This window comes from Anaerostipes amylophilus (assembly GCF_025567365.1).
GTDB lineage: Bacteria > Bacillota > Clostridia > Lachnospirales > Lachnospiraceae > Anaerostipes > Anaerostipes amylophilus.
In genome coordinates, this window is the sequence record NZ_JAOQJG010000003.1 from 107,269 (window position 1) to 132,550 (window position 25,282).

At 38.0% G+C, this 25,282-nt stretch carries 16 protein-coding genes and 2 pseudogenes; all 18 read left to right on the forward strand.

Features of this window, described 5'->3' with window-relative positions; genetic code table 11:
* The first annotated feature begins 122 nt into the window (after positions 1-122).
* Positions 123-839, forward strand: a complete 717-nt coding sequence (locus OCV53_RS04990; protein WP_022375279.1) for an AzlC family ABC transporter permease — start codon at positions 123-125, stop codon at positions 837-839.
* The gene (locus OCV53_RS04995; protein WP_055196866.1) at positions 829-1,140 is read left to right on the forward strand and encodes an AzlD domain-containing protein; all 312 of its coding nucleotides are present in this window, start codon (positions 829-831) and stop codon (positions 1,138-1,140) included. Before OCV53_RS04990 ends, OCV53_RS04995 begins: the two co-directional genes overlap by 11 nt.
* 68 nt (positions 1,141-1,208) lie before the next feature.
* Complete coding sequence (leuB, locus tag OCV53_RS05000) at positions 1,209-2,294, forward strand: 3-isopropylmalate dehydrogenase (protein ID WP_055196868.1); 1,086 nt, start codon at positions 1,209-1,211, stop codon at positions 2,292-2,294.
* Positions 2,295-2,339: 45 nt separating this feature from the next.
* Positions 2,340-4,004 (forward strand): dihydroxy-acid dehydratase, encoded by a 1,665-nt coding sequence (gene ilvD / locus OCV53_RS05005; protein ID WP_055196869.1) that lies wholly within the window; start codon positions 2,340-2,342, stop codon positions 4,002-4,004.
* Positions 4,005-4,029: 25 nt separating this feature from the next.
* The gene (gene ilvB, locus OCV53_RS05010) at positions 4,030-5,718 is read left to right on the forward strand and encodes a biosynthetic-type acetolactate synthase large subunit (protein ID WP_055196871.1); all 1,689 of its coding nucleotides are present in this window, start codon (positions 4,030-4,032) and stop codon (positions 5,716-5,718) included.
* Positions 5,719-5,754: 36 nt separating this feature from the next.
* On the forward strand, positions 5,755-6,837 hold the full coding sequence (gene serC, locus OCV53_RS05015; RefSeq protein WP_022375283.1) for a 3-phosphoserine/phosphohydroxythreonine transaminase: 1,083 nt from the start codon (positions 5,755-5,757) through the stop codon (positions 6,835-6,837).
* A gap of 9 nt (positions 6,838-6,846) precedes the next feature.
* The gene (locus tag OCV53_RS05020; protein WP_022375284.1) at positions 6,847-8,010 is read left to right on the forward strand and encodes a phosphoglycerate dehydrogenase; all 1,164 of its coding nucleotides are present in this window, start codon (positions 6,847-6,849) and stop codon (positions 8,008-8,010) included.
* A 12-nt stretch (positions 8,011-8,022) separates the two neighbouring features.
* Positions 8,023-9,108: an aspartate-semialdehyde dehydrogenase gene (asd, locus tag OCV53_RS05025; RefSeq protein WP_055196873.1), complete on the forward strand. Its 1,086-nt coding sequence runs from the start codon at positions 8,023-8,025 to the stop codon at positions 9,106-9,108.
* A 129-nt stretch (positions 9,109-9,237) separates the two neighbouring features.
* On the forward strand, positions 9,238-10,107 hold the full coding sequence (locus OCV53_RS05030) for a mechanosensitive ion channel family protein (RefSeq protein WP_055196875.1): 870 nt from the start codon (positions 9,238-9,240) through the stop codon (positions 10,105-10,107).
* 153 nt (positions 10,108-10,260) lie between these two features.
* Complete coding sequence (locus tag OCV53_RS05035; RefSeq protein ID WP_055196877.1) at positions 10,261-11,868, forward strand: AAA family ATPase; 1,608 nt, start codon at positions 10,261-10,263, stop codon at positions 11,866-11,868.
* Positions 11,869-11,951: 83 nt separating this feature from the next.
* Positions 11,952-12,257: pseudogene (locus OCV53_RS05040) on the forward strand (pyridoxal 5'-phosphate synthase lyase subunit PdxS); the annotation flags it as partial.
* Position 12,258: 1 nt separating this feature from the next.
* Positions 12,259-12,639: pseudogene (gene pdxT / locus OCV53_RS05045) on the forward strand (pyridoxal 5'-phosphate synthase glutaminase subunit PdxT); the annotation flags it as partial.
* A 251-nt stretch (positions 12,640-12,890) separates the two neighbouring features.
* The gene (locus OCV53_RS05050) at positions 12,891-13,262 is read left to right on the forward strand and encodes a BlaI/MecI/CopY family transcriptional regulator (RefSeq protein WP_022375290.1); all 372 of its coding nucleotides are present in this window, start codon (positions 12,891-12,893) and stop codon (positions 13,260-13,262) included.
* Positions 13,243-14,667, forward strand: coding sequence for a M56 family metallopeptidase (locus OCV53_RS05055; protein WP_055196880.1), 1,425 nt, complete (start codon positions 13,243-13,245; stop codon positions 14,665-14,667). The genes OCV53_RS05050 and OCV53_RS05055 overlap by 20 nt, the downstream gene beginning before the upstream one ends.
* Positions 14,651-14,944: a hypothetical protein gene (locus OCV53_RS05060; RefSeq protein WP_055196882.1), complete on the forward strand. Its 294-nt coding sequence runs from the start codon at positions 14,651-14,653 to the stop codon at positions 14,942-14,944. The genes OCV53_RS05055 and OCV53_RS05060 overlap by 17 nt, the downstream gene beginning before the upstream one ends.
* Before the next feature lie 26 nt (positions 14,945-14,970).
* A complete protein-coding gene (locus tag OCV53_RS05065) occupies positions 14,971-22,224 on the forward strand; it encodes a DNRLRE domain-containing protein (protein ID WP_055196884.1) in 7,254 nt (2,417 codons plus the stop codon).
* A 4-nt stretch (positions 22,225-22,228) separates the two neighbouring features.
* Positions 22,229-23,764 (forward strand): ankyrin repeat domain-containing protein, encoded by a 1,536-nt coding sequence (locus OCV53_RS05070; RefSeq protein WP_172674546.1) that lies wholly within the window; start codon positions 22,229-22,231, stop codon positions 23,762-23,764.
* 621 nt (positions 23,765-24,385) lie between these two features.
* On the forward strand, positions 24,386-25,282 hold an 897-nt coding region (locus OCV53_RS05075; protein WP_055196891.1), incomplete at its 3' end, for an RHS repeat domain-containing protein.

The window sequence follows — 25,282 nt, forward strand, 5'->3', positions numbered from 1 at the left end:
TCATTGAAAAATAGTTTCCAATCTGTCTAAGAATGTGGTATCCTATTATATAAGTTCGATTTTTGGGAGAAATTTATAAATTTTTGCAGGAATCGAATTATTTTGAACTATAGGAGCAGATAATGAAATCAGACAATGAATTTCGAAGAGGACTAATGGATGGGATTCCAATCGGATTAGCTTATGTAGCTGTTTCATTTGCATTTGGAATTTCAGGAGCATCTCATGGAATCCCTGTATGGGCACTTACATTGATCTCTGCAACTTGTGTAACATCAGCAGGACAATTTGCAGCGATCATTACGATGACAGCGGGAGGATCACTAGTAGAATTAGTCTTATCACAGATCATTATTAATTTAAGATATTCAATCATGTCGATTGCGATCGGACAGAAAATGTCGGAGAAGTCGACACTATGGAATCGACTTTCGATGGCATTTATGGTAACTGATGAGATTTTTGCAGTTTCCTGTGCAGGAAGAAAAGAAATTACACCAAAATATTTCTATGCATTGATGTCCATTCCGTGGATCAGCTGGACAATAGGTACATTATTAGGAGCAACAGCGAATACATTATTACCATTGATCTTAAGGAATGCACTTGGACTTGCAATTTATGGAATGTTAATTGGAATCATTATTCCACCGGCAAGACATGATAAGCATATAACGATCGTGATCATCATATCCATGATCATCAGTTTATTATTTAAATATATCAAAGCGTTATCTTTTGTATCCAGTGGTTTTGTAATCATCATCTGTACGCTGATCGCAGCAACACTTGGAGCAATTTTATTTCCAGTAGAAGAGGAGGAGACTGATGAAGCTTAGCAGATTATTGATCTACATTGTAGTCACAGCAGTTTCTACATATTTAATACGAGTCATTCCACTGATTGCAATACAGAAGAAGATCGAGAATAGATTTTTTAGGTCCTTTTTATACTATGTACCATATGCAGTTTTGGCGGCAATGATCATGCCAGCCGTGTTTTATGCCACAGGAAATTGGATTGCATCGACAATTGGGTTTGCAATTGCGATGATTTTTGCATATAATGAAAAAAATATTGTTACAGTTGCATGTGCAAGCTGTATTGGAGCGTTTATCGCATTAGTAGTTTTAGGGTAAATAAATCTGCCAATTCATTGACAGACATAAGTAATATCAAGAAGACAAGAAGAAATGAGGAAGAAGATATGAATTGTAATTTAGCAGTCATCAAAGGTGACGGAATCGGACCAGAGATTGTCACAGAAGCAATGAGAGTTTTAGACGCTGTAGGTGAGAAATACGGACACACATTTTCTTACACACAGATCTTAATGGGAGGAGCATCCATTGATGTTCACGGAGAACCATTAACAGAAGAAGCTTTAGAGATTGCTAAGAATAGTGATGCAGTATTAATGGGATCTATCGGAGGAAATACAAGCACATCTCCATGGTACAAACTTCCAGCACAGTTAAGACCAGAGGCAGGATTATTAAAACTTCGTAAAGCCCTTGGATTATTTGCCAATATCAGACCAGCATATTTATATGATGAGTTAAAGAAAGCATGCCCACTTCGTGATGAAGTGATCGGTGATGGATTTGATATGGTCATTATGAGAGAATTAACAGGTGGTCTTTACTTTGGAGAAAGACATACAGAAGAAGTTGATGGTGTAAGAACAGCGGTTGATACATTATCTTACAATGAAAATGAGATCAGAAGAATCGCGATCAAAGCATTCGATATTGCAAGAAAACGTAAAAAACATGTAATCAGTGTTGATAAAGCAAATGTGCTTGATTCTTCCAGATTATGGAGAGCCGTTGTTGAAGAAGTAGCGAAAGACTATGAAGATGTTACATATGAACATATGTTAGTTGACAATTGTGCAATGCAGTTAGTGAATAACCCTCGTCAGTTCGATGTGATCTTAACAGAGAACATGTTTGGAGATATTTTATCTGATGAAGCAAGTATGATCACAGGATCTATCGGAATGTTATCATCTGCAAGCCTTGCAGAAGGTAAGTTTGGATTATATGAACCAAGCCACGGATCAGCTCCAGACATCGCAGGACAGGATATCGCAAACCCAATCGCAACGATCCTTTCTGCAGCTATGATGCTTCGTTATTCTTTTGATCTTGATAAAGAAGCAGATGAAATTGAAGCAGCAGTCAAAGCAGTTTTAGCAGATGGATACAGAACTGTTGATATCATGTCTGATGGAATGAAGAAAGTCGGATGTAAAGAGATGGGACAGCTGATCATCGACAAGATTAAATAATTATCATAGATAGAAGAAGGTATATTATACTAGGAGGTTAGTTTTATGAATAATAAATTTACAGAGGGAGAAGCATATGCTCCTCAGAGATCGTTATTTAACGCATTAGGTTTCACAAAAGAAGAAATGAAAAAGCCATTGGTCGGAATCGTAAGTTCGTATAACGAGATCGTACCAGGGCATATGAATATTGATAAGATCGTCGAAGCGGTTAAACTCGGAGTTGCTATGGCTGGTGGAACACCAGTTGTATTCCCAGCAATTGCTGTATGTGATGGTATTGCAATGGGACATGTTGGAATGAAATATTCCTTAGTAACACGTGATCTGATCGCTGATTCTACAGAATGTATGGCATTAGCACATCAGTTTGACGCTTTAGTTATGGTTCCAAACTGTGACAAAAATGTACCAGGACTTTTAATGGCAGCTGCACGTGTTAATGTACCTACAGTGTTCGTCAGTGGCGGACCAATGCTTGCGGGACGTGTAAAAGGATGCAAAACAAGTCTATCAAGTATGTTTGAAGCAGTAGGATCTTATGCAGCAGGTAAGATCACAAAAGAAGAATTAGATGAATATGAAAATAAAACATGTCCTACATGTGGATCATGTTCTGGTATGTATACAGCAAACTCCATGAACTGTTTAACAGAAGTACTTGGTATGGGATTACAGGGAAATGGAACAATTCCAGCCGTATATTCTGAAAGAATCCGTCTTGCAAAACATGCAGGAATGAAGGTTATGGAATTATTAGAGAAGAATATCCGCCCAAGAGATATCTTAACAGAGGAAGCATTTGAAAATGCCTTAACTGTTGATATGGCATTAGGATGTAGTACAAATAGTATGCTTCATTTACCAGCGATCGCTCATGAAGCAGGTGTTGAATTAAATCTTGAAATGGCAAATGAGATCAGTAAGAGAACTCCAAACTTATGTCATCTTGCACCAGCAGGACATACATACATTGAAGAGTTAAATGAGGCTGGTGGTGTTTATGCCGTTATGAATGAGTTAAATAAGAAGAATCTTCTCCATACAGATCTTATCACAGCAACAGGTAAGACAGTGGCAGAGAACATTGAAGGATGCGTAAACAAGAACCCAGAAGTTATCCGTCCGATCGACAATCCATACAGCCAGACTGGTGGAATCGCCGTATTAAAAGGAAACTTAGCACCAGATTCAGGAGTTGTAAAACGTTCAGCAGTTGCTCCTGAGATGCTTAAGATGGAAGGACCAGCAAGAGTCTTTGACTGCGAAGAAGATGCGATCAAAGCGATCAAAGGTGGAGATATCAAACCAGGTGATGTTGTCGTTATTCGTTACGAAGGACCAAAAGGTGGCCCTGGTATGAGAGAAATGTTAAATCCTACATCAGCGATCATGGGTATGGGACTTGGATCAAGTGTAGCCTTGATCACAGACGGAAGATTCTCCGGAGCTTCCAGAGGAGCTTGTATCGGACATGTTTCTCCAGAGGCAGCCGTTGGTGGACCAATCGCATTAGTAGAAGAAGGAGATATCATCGTAATCGATATCGATGCAAATACATTAAATGTAAAAGTTTCCGATGAAGAATTAGCAAAGAGAAAAGAAAACTGGAAACCTAGAACACCTAAGGTTACAACAGGTTATCTTGCAAGATATGCATCTTTAGTTACATCTGGAAACCGCGGAGCAGTTTTAGAAATCAAAGAGTAATGAAGTAAGAAAAGAGGATCAAATGATGAAACAATTGACAGGTGCTCAGATTGTTTTAGAATGTTTGAAAGAGCAAGGCGTGGATACCATTTTTGGGTATCCAGGTGGAGCTATCTTAAACATTTACGATGAATTATACAAACAGAAAAAGTATTTTACACATATCCTGACTTCTCATGAGCAGGGAGCTTCTCATGCAGCAGATGGATATGCAAGATCTACAGGAAAAGTTGGAGTGTGCTTTGCAACAAGCGGACCTGGAGCAACAAATATTGTCACAGGACTTGCAACAGCGAATATGGACTCTGTTCCAGTTGTTGCACTCACATGTAACGTAGGAGTGAGTCTTCTTGGAAAGGATAGTTTTCAGGAAGTTGACATTTCTGGAGTTACAATTCCAATCACAAAGCATAACTTTATTGTAAAGAATGTAGAAGAACTGGCAAATACAATTCGAAGAGCATTCAAGATTGCAAAAACAGGAAGACCAGGACCGGTTTTAATTGACATTCCAAAAGATGTGACGGCAGCCGTGACATCTTATGAAGCAGAAAAACCAGAGAAGATCATCCGTTTCAGCGAGAGAATCAAAGAAGCAGATATTCAGAATGCGATCAAGATGATCAAAGAATCAAAACGTCCATACATCTTAGTAGGTGGAGGAGCAGTTATCTCTGATGCAGCAGATGAATTAAAAGAGTTTGTAGATAAAGTTGATGCCCCAGTATGTGATACCTTGATGGGAAAAGGAGCATTTAATGGTACAGATGAGCGTTACAGTGGAATGCTTGGTATGCATGGAACCAAGGCATCAAATCTTGGAGTTTCTCATTGTGACTTACTGATCGCGATCGGAACAAGATTTAGTGATCGTGTATTAGGAAATCCAAAGACATTTGCAAAGAATGCTAAGATTTTACAGATCGATATTGATCCAGTTGAGATCAATAAGAATATTTGTGTATCTGCTTCAATCATCGGAGATGTAAAAGCAGTTCTGACTGTGATCAATCGCCGCTTAGAAGCACAGGAACATAAAGAATGGATGAATACAGTCAAAGAATATAAAGAAAAATATCCATTAACATATGACAAGGGATGTTTAACATGCCCTGAGATCATGGAAGCGATTTATGATATTACAAAAGGTGAGGCAGTCATTACAACAGAAGTTGGACAGCATCAGATGTGGGCCGCTCAGTTTTATAAATATGATAAACCACGTAAATTATTGACATCTGGAGGTCTTGGAACAATGGGATACGGTCTTGGAGCCAGTCTTGGAGCCAAAGTTGGTAATCCAGACAAGATCGTAGTAAACATTGCAGGAGATGGATGTTTCCGTATGAATTTAAACGAGCTTGCGACCGCCTCGCGATACAACATTCCTGTTATAGAAGTAATCATCAATAACAGCGTATTAGGAATGGTAAGACAGTGGCAGGATCTGTTTTATGAAGAAAGATATTCGTATACAACACTTCAGGACAAAGTGGACTTTGTAAAAGTTTCTGAAGGTCTTGGAGTTGATGCAAAGAAGATCACGGATATCGATGAATTCAAAGATGCATTTAAAGAAGCTTTAACGTTAGGAAAACCTATGGTTCTTGATTGTCATATCGATTTAGATGACAAAGTATGGCCAATGGTTAATCCAGGCGGCTCCATTGAAGATGCATTTGATAAAGCGGATCTTGAGGCGCAGGCAAGATAACTTTTAATTTATTTTCATATAAAGGAGAGAAAAGAAATGGCAAGAGTATACAACTTTTCAGCTGGACCGGCAGTACTTCCGGAAGAAGTGTTAAAAGAAGCAGCAGAGGAAATGCTTGATTACAGAGGATGTGGAATGTCCGTTATGGAGATGAGCCACAGATCCAAGATGTTTGATGACATCATCAAAACTGCAGAAGCAGACTTAAGAGAGTTAATGAACATCCCAGATAATTATAAAGTATTATTCCTTCAGGGTGGAGCTTCCCAGCAGTTTTCAGCTATTCCTATGAACCTGATGAAGAACAAAGTCGCAGATTTTATCATCACAGGACAGTGGGCAAAGAAAGCATATCAGGAAGCAGCAAGATATGGAAAAGCAAATATCTTAGCTTCATCTGAAGATAAAACATATACATATATTCCAGATTGCTCTGATCTTCCAGTATCAGAAGATGCAGATTATGTATATGTATGCTATAACAATACAATCTATGGAACAAAATATCAGCAGATTCCAAACACAAAAGGAAAGATCCTTGTTGCAGATATGTCTTCCTGCATTCTATCTGAGCCTGTGAATGTAGAAGACTTTGGAGTTATTTATTTTGGAGTACAGAAAAATGTTGGACCAGCTGGAGTTGTAGTTTGTATCGTACGTGAAGACCTGATTACAGATGATGTGTTAGAAGGAACACCAACCATGTTAAAATGGAAAACACAGGCAGATGCAGATTCATTGTATAACACACCTCCATGCTATGGAATCTATATTTGTGGTAAAGTCTTCAAATGGTTAAAAGACCAGGGTGGACTAGAAGCAATGAAGAAACGTAACGAAGAAAAAGCAAAGATCTTATATGATTTCTTAGATCAGAGTGAAATGTTTAAAGGAACAGTAGTCAAAAAAGATCGTTCTTTAATGAATGTTCCATTTGTAACAGGAGACAAAGATTTGGATGCCAAATTCGTAGCCGAAGCAAAAGAAGCTGGATTTGAAAACTTAAAAGGACATCGTACCGTTGGTGGAATGCGTGCAAGTATTTATAACGCAATGCCAAAAGAAGGTGTTGAAAAATTAGTTGCATTCATGAAGAAATTTGAAGAAGAGAACAAATAAGGAGGAGCCATGTATACAGTAAAATGCTTAAACCCGATCGCAGACAAAGGGCTTGATTTATTTACAGAAGATTTTAAAGTCATTGATGATTTAGATGCAGCAGATGCAGTCTTAGTAAGAAGTGCATCCATGCATGAACTTGAAGTTCCAGAAAGCCTTCTTGCAGTTGCAAGAGCTGGAGCTGGAGTTAACAATATTCCATTAGATGAATATGCAAAGAAAGGTATCGTAGCATTCAATACACCAGGAGCTAATGCAAATGGAGTGAAAGAATTAGTTGTTGCCGGACTTTTACTTGCATCCCGCGATATCATTGGTGGATATAACTGGGTTAAAGAAAATGCTTCCGAAGAAAATCTTGCAAAATTAGTTGAGAAACAGAAGAAACAGTATGCAGGAAACGAATTAAAAGGAAAGAGCATTGGAGTCATCGGACTTGGAGCTATCGGAGTTTTAGTAGCAAATATCTGTAACCGTCTTGGAATGAAAGTTTACGGATACGATCCATATGTATCTGTACGTTCCGCATGGAGTTTATCAAGAATGGTAAAACATATCGCATCTATCGATGAATTATTTGAGACATGTGATTACATCACGATCCATGTTCCATATATGGATTCCACAAAAGAAATGATCAACAAAGAAGCCATCGATAAGATGAAAGACGGAGTGACGATCTTAAACTTTGCCAGAGGAGAATTGGTTGAGAATCAGGCAGTGATCGAAGGATTAGAATCTGGAAAAGTAAAACATTACGTTACAGACTTCCCAAGTGCAGAGATTGCTGGAGTTGATAAAGTGATCACAATTCCACATTTAGGAGCTTCTACAGAAGAATCTGAAGAAAACTGTGCAGAGATGGCAGTTGACCAGTTAATGAATTACTTAGAGAATGGTAATATCGTAAATTCAGTCAACTATCCAAACTGTGATCTTGGAGAAGCAAATTGTGCAGCACGTATCACAGTGCATCACAAAAACCTTCCAAATATGATCGGACAGTTAACAGCGATCCTTGCAGCAGATGGACATAACATTGCCAATATGTTAAATAAATCCAAAGGTGAATGGGCTTATTCTATGTTTGATATGGAAAAGAAAGCACCAACAGAAGAAACAGTTAAGAAAATGGAACAGATCGACGGAGTCGTTCGAGTTCGTGTACTATAGGAGAGAAGAAGCATGAGTGAAAAATTAAGAGTTGGTATTTTAGGTGCAACGGGAATGGTTGGACAGCGTTTTATTTCATTATTAGAGAACCATCCATGGTTTGAAGTTACAACATTAGCTGCAAGCCCACGTTCTGCAGGAAAGACATATGAAGAAGCAGTAGGTGGACGCTGGAAAATGGATACACCAATGCCAGAAGCAGTAAAATCTATGATCGTAAAGAATGTAAACGAAGTAGAAGAAGTTGCTTCTCAGGTTGATTTTGTATTCAGTGCAGTTGATATGTCTAAAGATGAGATCAAAAAGATCGAGGAAGACTACGCAAAAACAGAAACACCAGTTGTATCTAACAACAGTGCTCACCGCTGGACACCAGACGTACCAATGGTAGTACCTGAGATCAACCCAGAACATTTCGAAGTTATCGAAAGCCAGAAGAAACGTTTAGGAACAACAAAAGGTTTCGTAGCGGTAAAACCAAATTGCTCTATCCAGAGTTATGCACCAGTTTTAACAGCATGGAAAGAATTCGAACCATATGAAGTCGTAGCTACAACATATCAGGCAATTTCCGGAGCAGGAAAAACTTTCAAAGACTGGCCTGAAATGGTAGAAAATATCATCCCATACATCGGTGGAGAAGAAGAGAAGAGTGAACAGGAACCTCTTCGTTTATGGGGACACATTGAAGACGGTGTGATCGTGAAAGCTGAAACACCAGTGATCACAACACAGTGTATCCGTGTACCAGTATTAAACGGACATACAGCAGCAGTTTTCGTTAAATTCAAAAAGAAACCAACAAAAGAACAGTTGATCGAAAAATTAGTGAACTTCAGCGGACTTCCACAGGAATTAGATCTTCCAAGTGCTCCAAAACAGATGATCCAGTACTTAGAAGAAGATGACCGCCCACAGGTAAAAGCAGACGTAGATTACGAAAACGGAATGGGAATCTCTGTTGGACGTTTAAGAGAAGACACAGTATACGATTACAAATTCGTAGGACTTTCTCATAACACAGTTCGTGGTGCAGCAGGTGGAGCTGTATTATGTGCAGAGACATTAAAAGCAAAAGGATATATTACAAAGAAATAAGCATTGTAATTAATAGATAAACTTGCTATGATAAGAAACACGTAGAAATACGTGTTTCTTTCATGTTATGCGTCTTATGGCGCACGTTGCTAAGTACATGAAAAAATATAAGATAAAAAAGGAGATAGTATGTTAGCACAGATACAATCAATGTTCGCAGCAGTGGACTTAAGTAAGATTGACTGGAATCAGTTTTTTGAAAAATATCTGGAAATTGCAATGAGTATCATAGGGAAAGTTATTGTATCATTTTTGATCATTGTCATCGGATTTAAACTGATCAAAATCCTGATTACTCTTTTAAAAACAACCTTTGAGAAGGCAGAGATCGATTATGGAGTGATCTCATTTTCCTGTTCCTTCATAAGGATTGGATTGCGATGTATTGTAATTTTTATGGCAGTGGCACATATGGGAGTAGAAGTAAGTTCCTTTATCGCATTATTAGGATCTGCCGGTGTAGCAGTAGGTTTAGCATTACAAGGAACACTTTCTAACGTAGCTGGCGGAGTTTTATTATTAATTCTGAAACCATTTCAGGTGGGAGATTATATTGTATTAACAGGAACCAACTGCGAAGGAGAAGTTGCAGCGATGGACATTTTCTACACAAAGCTTAAGACTGTTGATAACCGAGTGATCGTTATTCCAAATGGTACATTAAGCAATTCCAATCTGATCAACAACACCAAACAGGATCGAAGATTGATTGATATTGAAGTAGGAATCTCTTATGATGCTGATATCAGAGAAGTCAAAAAGATTTTAAATGAGATTGCAAGAGAAGAAAAAAGGATCATTGATCAAGATGGAGTTGAAATTTTTGTGAGCAGTTTAGCAGACAGCTCTGTGATGATGGGGATCAGGTGCTGGGTTCCAACATCGGATTATGTAGCAACAAAATGGGCGTTGAATGAAGAGATTAAACTTCGATTTGATGAGGAAGGAATAGAGATACCTTATCAGAAATTGGATGTTTGTATTAAAAATGAAGTGTAATTGAAAAAATAGGAAGTAAAGATTATTTCAAAGAGCAGTCAATGCATCAATTCAGTTTGTTATGCTGTACTTTAACCATATCTTTTGGTATAGTTGAATTAAAAAAATACAACTTTGTATAGAATCATGGAATAAGAAAGAAGAGGTCTTGATATGGGAAGATACTTAAACAGTTCAACTTCATATGTATTATACAAAAATGAAACGATGAAGCCATATTTTGTAGATAAAACAAAGTTGTTATCAGAGTTATTTCCATTTTTAGAAGTTGGAAATACACATATTTGTATTACAAGACCAAGACGTTTTGGAAAAACAATGATTGCAAACATGATTGCCTCTTTTTTAGGGAAAAGAAAAAGTGAAAATGGGCTGTTTGAATCATTGAATATATCTCAAAATAAAGAATATATAAAGTATAAAAATCAATATGATGTTATATTCATTGACTTTAGCAAAATGCCAAGAGAATGTCATTCATATCGAGAATATATTGATCGTATAGAAGAAAATTTGATCAGAGATTTAAAAAAAGCATATCCAGATATTGAAATTTATGAAGGAGATTCAGCAGCAGATGTATTAGAAACAATTTTTGAAGAATATGATGAACAGAGATTTATATTCGTGTTTGACGAGTGGGATTTTATTTTCCATAAGGATTTTATTAAAGAGGAAGATAAAAAGCAATATATTCTATTTTTGAGTAATCTATTAAAAGATCGTCCGTATGTAATCATGACATATATGACAGGAATTTTACCAATTGCTAAGTATTCAAGTGGCTCTGAATTAAATATGTTCTGGGAATATAATATGGCATCAGAAACAAAATATAGTGAATATTTTGGATTTACAGATGAGGAGGTAGATGAACTTTTTGAAAGGTATGAACATAATAATGAGAATGCTCAAATTTCAAGACAAGATTTAAGAATTTGGTATGATGGATATACAACAAAATCTGGAGAGAGAATCTATAATCCCAGATCCGTTGTACTTGCTCTTATGAATAACAATATAGGAAATTATTGGACAAGTTCAGGACCATACGATGAAATTTTTTATTATATCAGAAAGAATATTGATGATGTACAAAATGATCTGGCTCTAATGATATCAGGAGAGTCAGTGCAGGTAAAAATTCAGGAATATGCTGCAGCAGCTATGAGACTTGAAACAAAAAGTGAGATATTTTCAGCTATGGTAGTATATGGATTTTTGAGTTATGAAGATGGTAAAGTAAGAATACCAAATAAAGAATTGATGAATAAATTTGATGATATGATTCAAAAAGAAGAATCTCTAGGATATGTTTATCGTTTGGCAAAAGAGTCAGAAAGAATGTTACAAGCAACTTTAGCAGAAGATACTCAGGTAATGGAAGAAATCTTAGAATACGCACATAATACAGAAACACCAATTCTATCATATAATAATGAAACGGAATTATCAGCAATTATAAATCTTGTTTATCTTTCAGCAAGGGACAAATATCGTGTAGAAAGAGAAGACAAAGCAGACAAGGGATTTGTTGATTATATTTTTTATCCAGAGAATAAGAAGGATCCAGGAATTATATTAGAATTAAAAGTAGATCATAGTCCAAGAGAAGCATTAAAGCAGATTGTGGACAAAGATTATAAATTAAAATTTCAAGGAAAAATAGGTGAAATAAAAACAGATCATAAAATCTTAGGTGTTGGAATCAGTTATGATGAGAAGACAAAGAAACATAGTTGTGTGACACAGTGGTTATAAAGTCATTGAATGCAAATTATTTTTCACAAAATAAGAGCATTCAATGACTTTTCTTATTTTATTAAGATATGACACAACGAGTCCCTTATGATCTGGTATTATACGTTCATGAAAATGGAAAACTTCCAGTCGTAAACTTCGCAGCAGGTGGAGTCGCAACACCAGCCGATGCAGCCCTAATGATGCAGTTAGGAGCAGAAGGAGTCTTCGTAGGATCAGGAATCTTCAAATCTGGAAATCCAGCCAAACGAGCAGCAGCGATCGTACAGGCAGTCACAAACTTTACAGATGCTAAACGAATCGCAGAATTATCCAAAGACCTTGGAGAAGCAATGGTAGGAATCAACGAACAGGAAATCGAATTATTAATGGAAGAAAGAGGAAAATAAGATGAAGAAAGTCGGTGTTTTAGCATTACAGGGCGCATTTATCGAACATGAAAAAATGCTTGAACAACTAGGAGTTTCCTGTATTGAATTACGAAACAAAGAAGATTTAGAAAAACCATACGATGGAATTATCCTTCCCGGCGGTGAAAGCACCGTTCAGGGAAAACTCTTAAAAGAACTGGATATGTTTGATACGATCAAGAAACAGATCGAAGAAGGAATGCCAGTCCTCGCAACCTGTGCAGGACTCATTCTTCTTGCAAAAGATATCAAAGACCAAGAAGAAACATACTTTGGAACGATACCAATGTGTGTGAAAAGGAATGCATATGGAAGACAGCTAGGAAGCTTCTTTACAACGAAGGAATTTGAAGGAATTGGATGAGAATTTGAGAGTACATGAAAAATTTATTAGCAGATTGTAGATTTATTTTGAAGAAAGAGATGCCAAAGGAAAAGGCATCTCTTTTTTTGATATAGATTAGATTGAATCTCTTTTGTACATTTTGCAAAATAATATAGACGATATATTGATAAAATTATTCAAAGTAACTAAAAAACAAGTTGAATTAAAACAGTAAACATGTTAAAGTAAAAGTAATTAAAAAAACAGTTAAAAAGGGGATGAGTAAGATGGAATATTTAACTAACACAGAAGAATTAATGATGAAATGTATCTGGAACTACGGAAAAGAGATGCCATTTCTGCGAATGGGAGAAGAATTAAAGGACAAATTTCATAAAGAATATAAACGTACAAGTATTCGAACCTATTTGTTCCGTTTAGAAGATAAAGGATATATTAAAGTAGAGAAAAGGGGAAGAAAAGCATATATCAATGCATTGATTGACGAAACAACATATAAGACAGAGAAAGCAGCAAGCATGCTGGATGAATGGTTTGACGGATCAGCAAAAGAGCTGTTCAGTGCATTGAATCAAAAGATTCCCAAAGAAGATCAAGAAAGTTTGAAGGATATGTTAGATGAGATGGATTTTAAATAATATAGTGATCAATGGATTTACATATATCGTTTTTGGAACAGCCTTAGGAACGATCGTATATTTGATATGGAAATTAGCTGGACGATGGTCTGAGAAGAGAGGATATGTAGATATCAGCTATTGGATCTGGAAAGTTGTATTATTATCTTTTTGGTGTCCGATATCATTTTTTGTGTTATTAAAGATAAGGAAAAATGGTTTGTATGGATTTGAATTCTGGAAGACAGCTTTTATTATGGACATAGCTTCTATTTTATTTTTTATATGGGTAGCTGGAACTGTGATATGTATAATACGCTATGGAAATCAGCATAGAAAGATACATAAAGCGATCAGACAATGTGAAGTTAAAGAACAATCTCCAATACTGCAAGAACAAATCAGTGAAATCAGTAAGAGAGTAAAACTTCACAGAAGTGTAAAACCAGTGATATTACATATGATCGAAGTTCCAATGGCATATGGACTTTTCCAGCCAAAAGTTCTGCTGCCAGCCAAAGAATATAGTCAACAGGAATTAGAAGTGATTCTGTTGCATGAGCTAGTACATCATAAACACCATGATCTGTTCTGGAAACAACTGTTTCAGATCACGAGATGTATTTACTGGTTTCATCCTGCAATGCAGGATATTCTGAGACAGCTAGATCAATGGGGAGAGACAGTATGTGATATGACGGTCAGCAGATATGTAAAGAGTGTAAAAGACTATTTCAATATTATTATAACAATAGCGGTAGAACGACCAGAATGTGATGTCTATATGGCAGGACTTTGTGAGGGAACCAAGCTGCTTATGTTAAGAATGCAGAGAATGAATGCCTATATGAAGAAGCGACCACTAAAGAAGGTTGTATCTGCAGGATTGGTAATAATGGTCTTTGGAGTCAGTGCAGTGACTGTGGCGGCATCATCTGTTGGGTATGCTAAGGGGTATAGTTACATTGCGGATAAGACACAAGATAATGAGATTGCTACAATAGAAGATGTTCCACAACAGGATTTTGAGGAAAAAACAGAAAAACTGTCAAAAAGTAAAACAACAATAATATTAGATGAAAAAATTCCACGAATGAATGGTGAAATAGCATTCAGTAATACGATAAAAGCAGGACAAAGACTAGAAAGTAAAAAAGCCTATATCAAAAGAGGAACAATCGTTGAGTTGTCGGTAACTTCAGGAATGGAAGAAGACGGAGATAGTAAAGATATTTCCACAGGAATTACAGATATGAAAGGGAATGCAAGATATATAAGCGATGATTGGGATTTATGGTATTCTTTCAAAATAGAAAAGTCAGGGTATTATAAAATATATGTAGAAAATTATGGGGAGAAAGTAGTTAATGTAGCAGGAACATGTAGTTTAAAAGAGGAGGAAGCAGCAAATGAAAAAAATAATTAGTATGATGATGGTAGTTATCTGTATATGTGGAACTCATTATAATGTAAGAGCAGAAGAAAATGAGTATATAGAGTCAGATATTATTTTAGAAGATGGTTTTATTGAAGAAATTGAATCGAATACAGGGATTATTCCCAATAGTACGCAAGTATCTTTAGATTGGACTGTAAAAGCGAACGTATTAAAAAGAACAAGTGAATTTTATAAAAAACAAGGAAGTAGTATTTATACAAAAATAGATATTAGCCCAGCAAAAAAATCAATAATGCCCAAATGAAAAATAAGCACAGAAAGGGTACGCTTATGAAAGAAAAACTAGGAAAGCAGATATTGGCAGTATTATTGACATTTACATTATGTTTGACATCAGTGGAATGGTCTGGAATTGCAGGGATGATTCACTCAGTTCATGCAAAACAGACAATAAATGAGACAAGCGAAACAAAGAAAATCATAGAGAAAACTACAAATTCTACCACATTTCAGATGACTGGAGGAAAGAAAAATACCATCTTTTATGGGCAGGATGTCCGTTTTGAAACAGACAATGGAACATTAGAAGACTACGATCCAACACTCGTAAAAGTAGAAGATTCAAAAAGCGAGAATGGAAACAGCTTAAAAGACTATGCCTATGAAAATGAAACAGGGGATAAGAAACACTATCTGCCAAAGAAACTGACAGACAAGACCCCGGTTTTGATGGAAAATGGAAAGTATGAGATCTCTTTCGCACCGATCTATGGAGAGGAAAAAGAGAATAAAGAGAATAAAGAGAATAAAGATAATACAGATACAGACAACACAACAGATTCAAAAGATCAGTCAGATAACCAGACATCCAAAGCTGTGGAACAGGCAGTCGCACAGGCAGATCAGGCAGTCCGTGCAGTGACAGAAGGAACATCCGGCGATCAGGCAGAAGATACAGAAGCAACAGACAAAGACGATCAGGAAGATGCTCTCACATCGGTAAAGAAATTAACACGTACCGGACTGGAAGAAGAAACGGTGGAAGATGCACGGGGAAATAGCGAGGAAAAACAGGTAAAAGTCTCATATGAATCAGAGAAGAAAGACTGCACATTTTCCTATGAATCCCTGAATACAGGAGTGAAAGAAAGCATTGTCCTGACAAAAGCACCCGAAGGAAACGTTCTGAAGTTTCACTTTAAAGCGAAAGGACTGACACCAAAGAAAAATGCAATGGATGGCGGCATCAGCTTTCTGGATGAGGAGACAGATGAGATCGTTGCATCTTTAGAAGCTCCAAATATAAACGATGCAACAGGAAAAGCATACAGCGAGAAACTGTATTATGACATTGAACCGGATGGAGAAGAAGATTCCTATCTTCTGACACTGCATCTGGATGAAGATTACTTTCAGGAGAAAGACCGGGAATATCCGGTAACGATCGATCCGACCGTATCATGGACCGGTTCCACAAACTTCTGGGATGTCTATGTGATCAACGGATCTTATAAGAATACAAACTTCTATGACAGCGGCATCACAGCCATGATGGCAGGAAAAGCAAAACAGGGAGTTTACCGTACCTATCTCCGCTTCAAGGATTTTACCAAGAAGATCGAAGGAAAATACGTGGACAGTGCAACACTTACGATGTATGAGACAGGAAGCAGCCAGAGCGGACAGACGATCGAGGCAAGAAGAGTCACAGGAGGATGGACAAGATCCGGATTAAAATGGAGCAGCCGTCCGGGATACAGCACCAACTATGGAAGTGTGAAGACAACAGGAAAAGCCAAGAAAGGAAGAAGCATCAATCTGACCCAGTATGCAAGGGAGTGTGCTTCCGGGAAGATCACATCTTACGGAGTGATGTTAAAGAACTCTGATGAGACAAAGAGTTATGGACAGTTCTATGGTTCAAGGGCTTCCGCAAACCGTCCGAAACTGTCAGTGACTTACTATGACGGACCAACAACAGCAGCCAGTGCATCTGCGACACCAAGATATGTTGGAAAGAATACGCATTCGATCAAGCTTGCATGGACAGGGATCAATGCAAAATCATTAAACAGAGTGGAATACCGTCTGGCAACATGGGTTAATAACGCGGAAGGAAATTCAAACTATGTGCCATATTCCAGTTCGACAAAGATCGGAACAACATCCAGCGGATCAGCCACTATCAACAGCGATAAGTGGGCAGAAGGAGATTATAAGATCGTCGTCCGTGGAGTGGACAACGGATACATCAATGGATATGGAAAAGGGGCATGGTTTACGATCGACCGTACAGCACCGGCATTTGCCAGTGATCCCGAGATGACATCCGGAAAGACAGCAGCCAGTCCGTCCAGCCAGACAAATCCGGTACTGAAGATCACAGGAAAAGATGCGAACCTTTCTTATATCAAATATAAAGTAGACAATGCATCCTCTTACACCAAAGGTGCAGGCTTTAACGGAACAACATCCCAGACAACGATCAAACTTCCGATCAGCCAGGGTGTTACAGACCAGACATTTAAGATCCAGGCAGTGATCGTTGACAAGGCAGGAAATGAAAGTGCAGCAAAGACGGTCAACTATTATTATATCGATAATTCCAAAGCATCCGATTATGCACCGGAAGATGGAAACGTCCAGAATCACTATGGAAAGAACACGATCAGCTGGAAGAAAAAAGAACTTCCAAACAGTATCAGTTATGCCGTTTATCGTGGAAAGAGCGAAGACTTTACACCGTCGAAAGAAAATCTTGTGAAGGCATCCATCAGGGACTCCTATTGTACAGATACCGAAGTTGCAGATGGAACCCAGTGGTATTACAAGGTGTGCGCACAAAAAGTTACAACAAAGGGAGAGGTAAACAGTACCAGTGCATATGTAACGATGAGATCACAGGTTTCGATCGACAAGGCGGAATACAGCCGCTGGCTTGGAAGCAGGGATTACCGTGATACAGCAGAGATCAGCACACCGACAGGAAGCGGAACGATCGACAAGGGAAGCGGAAATCTTACCTATGCAAACACGGATTTTGAGATCAATACCGGGGTGATGGGATTATCCCTTACAAGAACTTATAACAGCCAGTCAGACAAACAGGGAATGTTTGGAAACGGATGGTATGACAGCTTTCACAGGGAATTATATCATGTTGGAGATCAGGTGGTCTTTCAGGACAGCGATGGAAGCTGTCTGGCATTTGAGAAGAACGGGGACAGCTATACCTGTGAAGAAACCAAAGAATATACGTTGGAAGAAGAACCGGAAGAACAGGAAAAGACTTATGAACTGGAAGAAAAAACAGAAGCAAAAGAAGAACAGGAAACAGTAAAGAAGACCATTTCCTATCAGTGGACACTCATGGATAAGGACCAGAACATCACACGGTTTGATGCGAATGGAACGATGGTTTCACAGGAAGATGCAAACGGAAACTTCCTGTTATATGAAATGGATGAAACAGGGTTGTTAAAGACAGTGACAACAGACAAGAACCAGTTCCTTAAGATGCAGTATAATGACCAGAACCTGTTAAAAGAGATCGAACTTGCAGATGGAACAAAGATGCAGTATACCTACGATACAGCAGGAGATCTTACCAATGCAGCCCATGTGTCAGCGGACGGAAATCAGTCTGTACAGGAACCATATGCTTATGATAAAGAACACCACATGACAGCCATAACGGATGCAGAGGGAAATGATTATGGTGTTACATATGAAAGGGAAAAGGCAGTCCGTTTTACCAAGCCGGACGGAGAATACCAGCAGATCACATATGGGGATGGAACAACCACAGTATCCCTTCATAAGAATGACGGAACAAAGATATCCGAAGATTCCATGACCTATGAGAAGAACAGCGGAAAGCTTTTATCTTCCACAAATGGGGATGGAGTTAAGACGACATACCAGTATGAGAACACAGAGAATCCGCTGTTACAGACAGGAACTGAGACAACCGTATGCTATCAGACATTAGAAAACAATCAGGTAAACTTTAAGAATGATGTAAAAGTAACGACAACAACATCCTATGACAGCAACGAAAACGTAGTGGAAGAAGTGGATGAGACAGGGCAGGTAACAAGCACAACCTATGGAACAGGGAAAGAATCCAGTCTTGCACAGACAGAAGTGATCAAAAACAGTGAGGGAGAAACTACTTCAGACACAACCTATGATTACGATGATCATGGAAATACGATCCTTGAATATGAAGATATCGGAGATAGCAGGACAGAGTATACATATGATGAGGATGGGGAAGTCAAAGAAGAAAAGTCCTATGAAAACGTTAAGTCAGAGTGGGATGCCGGAGTTCTGACGTCCGAACAGACAACACAGAAAGAAGAAGCAGACCACAAAGTCAGTGAGACATTAACCAGCACACAGGGAGAAGTGACACAGGAAGATACAACCGCCTATGATGCGATGGGAAGGGAAGTTTCAAGTACGGACCGGAATACAGGAGAAGTGACAAGGATCACCTATGACTTTATGGGACGTGCAGTAGAAACAGAAAGATCCCTGAAAGATCAGGAAGGAAAGGATACCGTTCAGACAGAGACAAAGAGCTATAATGCAAACGGTGCAGTCACATCAGAGACAAGCAGTGCAGGGGTTACAACCGAGTATCGTTATGACAGCAGAAACCGAGTAACTACCACAAAGGAAGAAGCAGACAATAAGACAAAAACAACAGAAACTTCTTATGGATATGAAACTGCCGTGATCCATACCCTGACAGGCACAAAGACTTATAAAGATCTTCAGGTACAGACAACCAGAGTCAATGGAACCGTGACAGACAAGACATGGACAGACCATGCAGGTAATGCAGTCCGTACCTTAAACAGCGGTATCTATACGGATCATGTCTTTACCGAAGATGGAAAAGAGATCGCAGCGGTCACACTTGGAAGCAGTACCGATGGAGAAGGAAAGATCTCCCTGACGTTATACAACAAAGAAGGAAAAACAACCCATACGATCAGCCAGCCGGTGGTTGATGGAGACAGTATCACCACAGGAAAAGATACGATCATTCATGAGACTGCGTATGATGTCAATGGAAATGAGAGTGCCGTGACCGATGGAAACGGAAATGTCACAACCTATACTTATGATGACCAGAACCGTGTCACAGGTGTCAGCAGAAAGAATGGAAACGAAACCATCAGCAACAGTATTTCCTATGACATGGGAACCGATGGAAAGACCACGACCAGTGTCAAAGATGCCAACGGACATGTCAACAAAGAAGTGACAAATGAAGCAGGACTGACAGAAAGCACCACGGATCTTGGAGACGGAGAAGAACAGATCACAACAGCCTACAGTTATGACACAAACGGAAACAAGATCAGGGAAACCTATGCAGACGGCGGCTATAAGACATTTGATTATGACAGGAAGAACCGCCTGATCAAGACAGAATCCTATGAAGCAGGGGAAGCAGGAGAAAGTATCGGAGAGAAGACTTTAAAGACGGTCTACAGTTACGATATCAATGACAGACTGTTAGAAAGTGTTGACTATCAGATCGACGGAGCAGAGGAAACAGCCGTACGTTATACAGAATATCAGTATGACAGCAGGGGACAGACCACAGGATATGCAGAGCTAAGTCAGGAAAACGAACCGACAGCAGATGAAATCAAAGCACACCAGATCAGATACCATTACGACAGTGATGGAAAGCTCACAAAGGTTACCTATCCAACGACAAAGAACGGAGTTCAGGCTTTAGCGTATGAATATGACCAGAACGGATGGCTGACAAAGATCAAAGGAGAAGTTCAGTCAGCAGACACCAGTACAGAAAAGACGGTACGAAGCTATACTTATGACAGCTATGGCAAAGTCAAAGAGATCAAAGACTACAGAAACCTGTTAAACAGCAGTGATCAGGCAGTGAAGAAAGCCTACACCTATGACAGCCTTGACCGTGTCAAAGAGATGACTTACACAGATCTTGAGACTGGAAAAGTGATGGAATCTTATCAGTACAGCTATGATAAGAATTCTAATATCACAGAGAAAACAGAAGTCAATAACTATCCGAAGGAAGAGAAAGATAAAGTCAATGAGACAAAAGCTTATACTTATGATGCACTCGGACGACTGACAAAGACTGTGACAACTGATCATAAGAATGATGATAAGACAAAGACTGTTACCTATACTTATGATAAAGTTGGAAACAGAACCAAAGAAGATGACGGAACCACACAGACAGCGTATACCTATAATGGTCTGGATCAGTTACAGACAGCAACAAAAGAAAAAGGAACCACAGTTGATGAAGTCCGCCAGTACAGCTATGATGCCAATGGAAACCAGACAGATGTTAAGAATACAAAGACAGGACAGACGGAATCTTATACTTATGATGCAGAGAACCGTCTGAGCAAAGTAGCGGTCACCGACAAAGACGGAAAAACAGCTGTGATCCAGCAGAACCGTTATAACGGAGACGGACAGAGAATCCAGAAAGTGGAAGGAAGCAAAACAACGAACTATTACTATCAGGACGGAGTAGTTTCCTATACAACCGATGGAGATAATATCCAGACATCCCAGAACCTGATCGGAACCGATGGAAATATCCTTGCAACACAGAGATATGGAAGTGACCATACGGACTATCTGTTGTATCATAAAGATATCCAGGGAAGTAGCACAAGTCTTGTAAAAGAAGATGGAAGTGCTGATGCAACATACCAGTATACAGACTTTGGAGAGACAACGATCAATGGCGATAACAAAGCAGAGAATGAGGTTTGTTATACGGGTGAAATCTATGATCAGAGGACAGGACTTTATTATCTGAATGCGAGGTATTATAATCCAGAAGATGGAGGATTCTTAACAGAGGATGTTTATCGAGGAGAGACAAATGAGCCTGATACACAGAATCTATATGTTTATTGTGCAGACAATCCGATAAATTATATAGATTCCAGTGGAAATAAGAAAAAACGTGTAGATTTTTGGAATATTGCATTTAAAAGCAATACTCAAAATTATTATGCATTCAATCAGAATGCACCTCAAAAATATGCAGGATATAATGACTTATATGATGTGATGGATTGGACAGTAGGGGATTTGGTAACAAAAAAAGTAGAAACAACATGGTGGAGATTACAATTTTGGAAAGGTAAATATGGAGCAACGTATGTTCCTAAAATATCAAATGGATGCGAGATAGGTTTGTATTACAGAACCATAAAAGGTAATCCTCATTGGTATTGCGCATATGATAGGAATCGAAGAATAAGAATGAGAATGTCATTATATGTAGGTAATAGAAAATTATTTACTAGAGATAGTAAAACATCAACAGATCAAGGAAAGGCATGGTGGTTAACAGCATTTGTATTTAAAGAAGATATGCCAGGAAAGGACATTTATTCAAAAACAACATTAAGGATGACAGGTACTTTGTGGTTTCCTAAAACAGGAAAATATGCAAAACAAATGCAAACATTATCAAATAAATTAAAAAAAGTAAAAGAATTAAAAGTGAAAGGTTCTAGTTATGTTAGAACATTTTCATGGAAAGGATAATAAAATGAAAAACAGAAAAAAGATTTTTATTATAATTGCAGTGCTTTCAACATTTTGTTTTTCCATATGCGGATGCAGTAAAGACAAAGACAAGGATATATCCAAAAAACAGCTATACGCTTCTATTTGCAATCCCAATATGCAAGGCGTAAAGGAAGCATTGAAAAATCATGCAGAACTTGCAAAAGAAACAATCAAAACATCATCAAAAACGAAGCCGTTAGAATTAGCCGTCAGAGAGATTGAGAGCGAAAAGATACAGTTACAAATATGCTCACAATTGATAAAGAGTGGTGCAGATGTTAATGAAAAAGGAATAGATGGAGATACGAATCTATGCTGGGCAATTGGTAATGATAGATTTGACTTAGCCAATCAGCTGTTGGATGCGGGTGCAGATCCAAATCAAAAAGGAGATGAAATAACAGCACTAAAAGGAACGGTAAGTAGGATTTCATTTGAAAATTATAATGAGAAAATGGACATGTTAAATAGACTATTGGAATCAGGTGCAAAGCCTGATTCCGATATAATTTCATTTCTTTTAAACGATGATAACAGCAATTGGGGAATGCAGTATTATTTTACGCCTCAAATTTTAAAAAAATTAGAAAAATATGACGGAAAGCAAAATATATCACAAGGATTACGAGCAGCAATGAATGGAGATGATCATAAACTTCAAAAACTTGTGATATCAGATAAAATAAATAAAAAAGATAAAGGGCAGGTATTAGCTTTTGCAGCAGCGCATTGTAATGTGGATACATTGAAGATCATGAAAAAACAAGGATATGATTTTGCTTGGAAAGACTTAGATAAAGTAGGATTATTGCAGATCGCAGCACTATGCAATCATTCTTCAGTAGTAAAATATTTGTTAGAACAACAATTAGATTCAAAAGCAAAGGCAGATTATTATAAAGTGAGAGCAGTTGATTTTGCGATTGTAGCAGGAAACTTAGACAAAGCAAAGATTTTGATAGAAAAAGACAAAGTGAATTTCAAGAAAAATCATCACGGAAAACCTTGTGATGTATGGGAATTTATTTTAGCTTTCGGCGATAAAAAATCTTTTAAAACACTGGAATCTTTAGGTCATCAGCCAACAAAAGAAGAAATATATGACACCTATCAAAATTACGGATATGAGCAGGGGGTAAAAGTAAAAGAAGATGAATTGCAGGAAATAATCTGGAATGGAGAAAGTGATATTGCAAGAAAAATACTAGAAAACAAAATGACAAAAGGAAAAGTCAGAAAAGAATATTTATTACAGACAGCAGTTGATATTGGGGATTACACAATGGTACGTTATCTTGTCGAACAAGGAGCAGATATCAATAAATATGTAAAAGAAGAAACTGAAAATTATTCTTCTACAGCATTACAGACAGCGTGCGCATCACAAAGTCAAGAAATTTTGAAATATCTGAAAAAGCATGGAGGTGATAGTAAGAAAAAGGATTCAGAGGGTAGAAGCTGTAAGAAAATTGCAAAAGATAACAAGGCGGTATGGAATTTGGAACTTATACAATAAAAAGAAAGCATTTCTAAAGCAAAATTGGAAAATCCTTTCACAATCCAATACAAGGATGTGATATAAATGATAAGGAAAAGAATATTTCAAGTATTGAAAATTATTTTTGTATTAATAGTAACTCAACTTTCCCAGCTAATATCGCTAAATAAAGCCTGAATAAATGTGGCTTGAGATGCAATCCATTCACTTACTTTACATTTTATAATAGATATGATATCAGCGGATAATGTTAAAATGTGTTCCACAAACAGAGCCATAAGGCTCTGCAGTGCATTGGTTAGTTCCATGTCCTGAATATCATCACAGAACATGAAGAATAATTCGCCATACGTTTTCTGGTCATTTTGGTTTCTTCGGATCCATTCCAGAATAATAAATTTAAGTGCTCGAATAAATTTAAGTGCTCGTAGACCATATGAAGTCAGAAAACAAGGAAAAAGAGATGCAATAAAACACGAAAACGTAGTGAAATCAGAAAAGTAAGTAGAAAAATCATAATAAACCAAATAATATAAAAAATATCAGATTTCATAAGGGCTACGGTACCTTAAGTATGTTACACAGAGAGAAGAAGCAGACCACAAAGTCAGTGAGACATTAACAAGCACACAGGGAAAAATGACACAGGAAGCTATAACTTCTTATGATGCGATGGGAAGGGAAGTTTCAAGTACTGACCGGAATACAGGAGAAGTGACAAGGATCACCTATGACTTTATGGGACGTGCAGTAGAAACAGAAAGATCCCTGACAGATCAGGAAGGAAAGGACATTGTTCAGACAGAAACAAAGAGCTATAATGCAAACGGCTCAGTCACATCAGAAACAAGCAGTGCAGGGGTTACAACCGAGTATCATTATGACAACAGAAACCGAGTAACCATTGCAAAGGAAGATGCAGACGATGCGACAAAAACAACAGAAACCTCTTATGGATATGAAACTGCCGTGATCCATACCCTGGCAGGAACAAAGACCTATAAGGATCTTCAGGTACAGACAACCAAAGTCAATGGAACCGTGACAGACAAGACATGGACAGACCATGCAGGCAATGCAGTCCGTAGCTTAAGCAGCGGTATCTATACGGATCATGTCTTTACTGACGATGGAAAAGAGATCGCAGCGGTCACACTTGGAAGCAGCACCGATGGAGAAGGAAAGATCTCCCTGACGTTATACAATAAGGAAGGAAAAACAACCCATACGATCAGCCAGCCAGTGGTTGATGGAGACAGTATCACCACAGGAAAAGATACGATCATCAATGAGACTGCATATGATGTTAATGGAAATGAGAGTGCTGTGACCGATGGAAACGGAAATGTCACAACCTATACTTATGATGACCAGAACCGTGTCACAGGTGTGAGCAGAAAGAATGGAAACGAAACCATCAGCAACAGCATTTCTTATGATATGGGAGCGGATGGAAAGACCACGACCAGTGTCAAAGATGCCAACGGACATGTCAACAAAGAAGTGACAAATGAAGCAGGACTGACAGAAAGCACT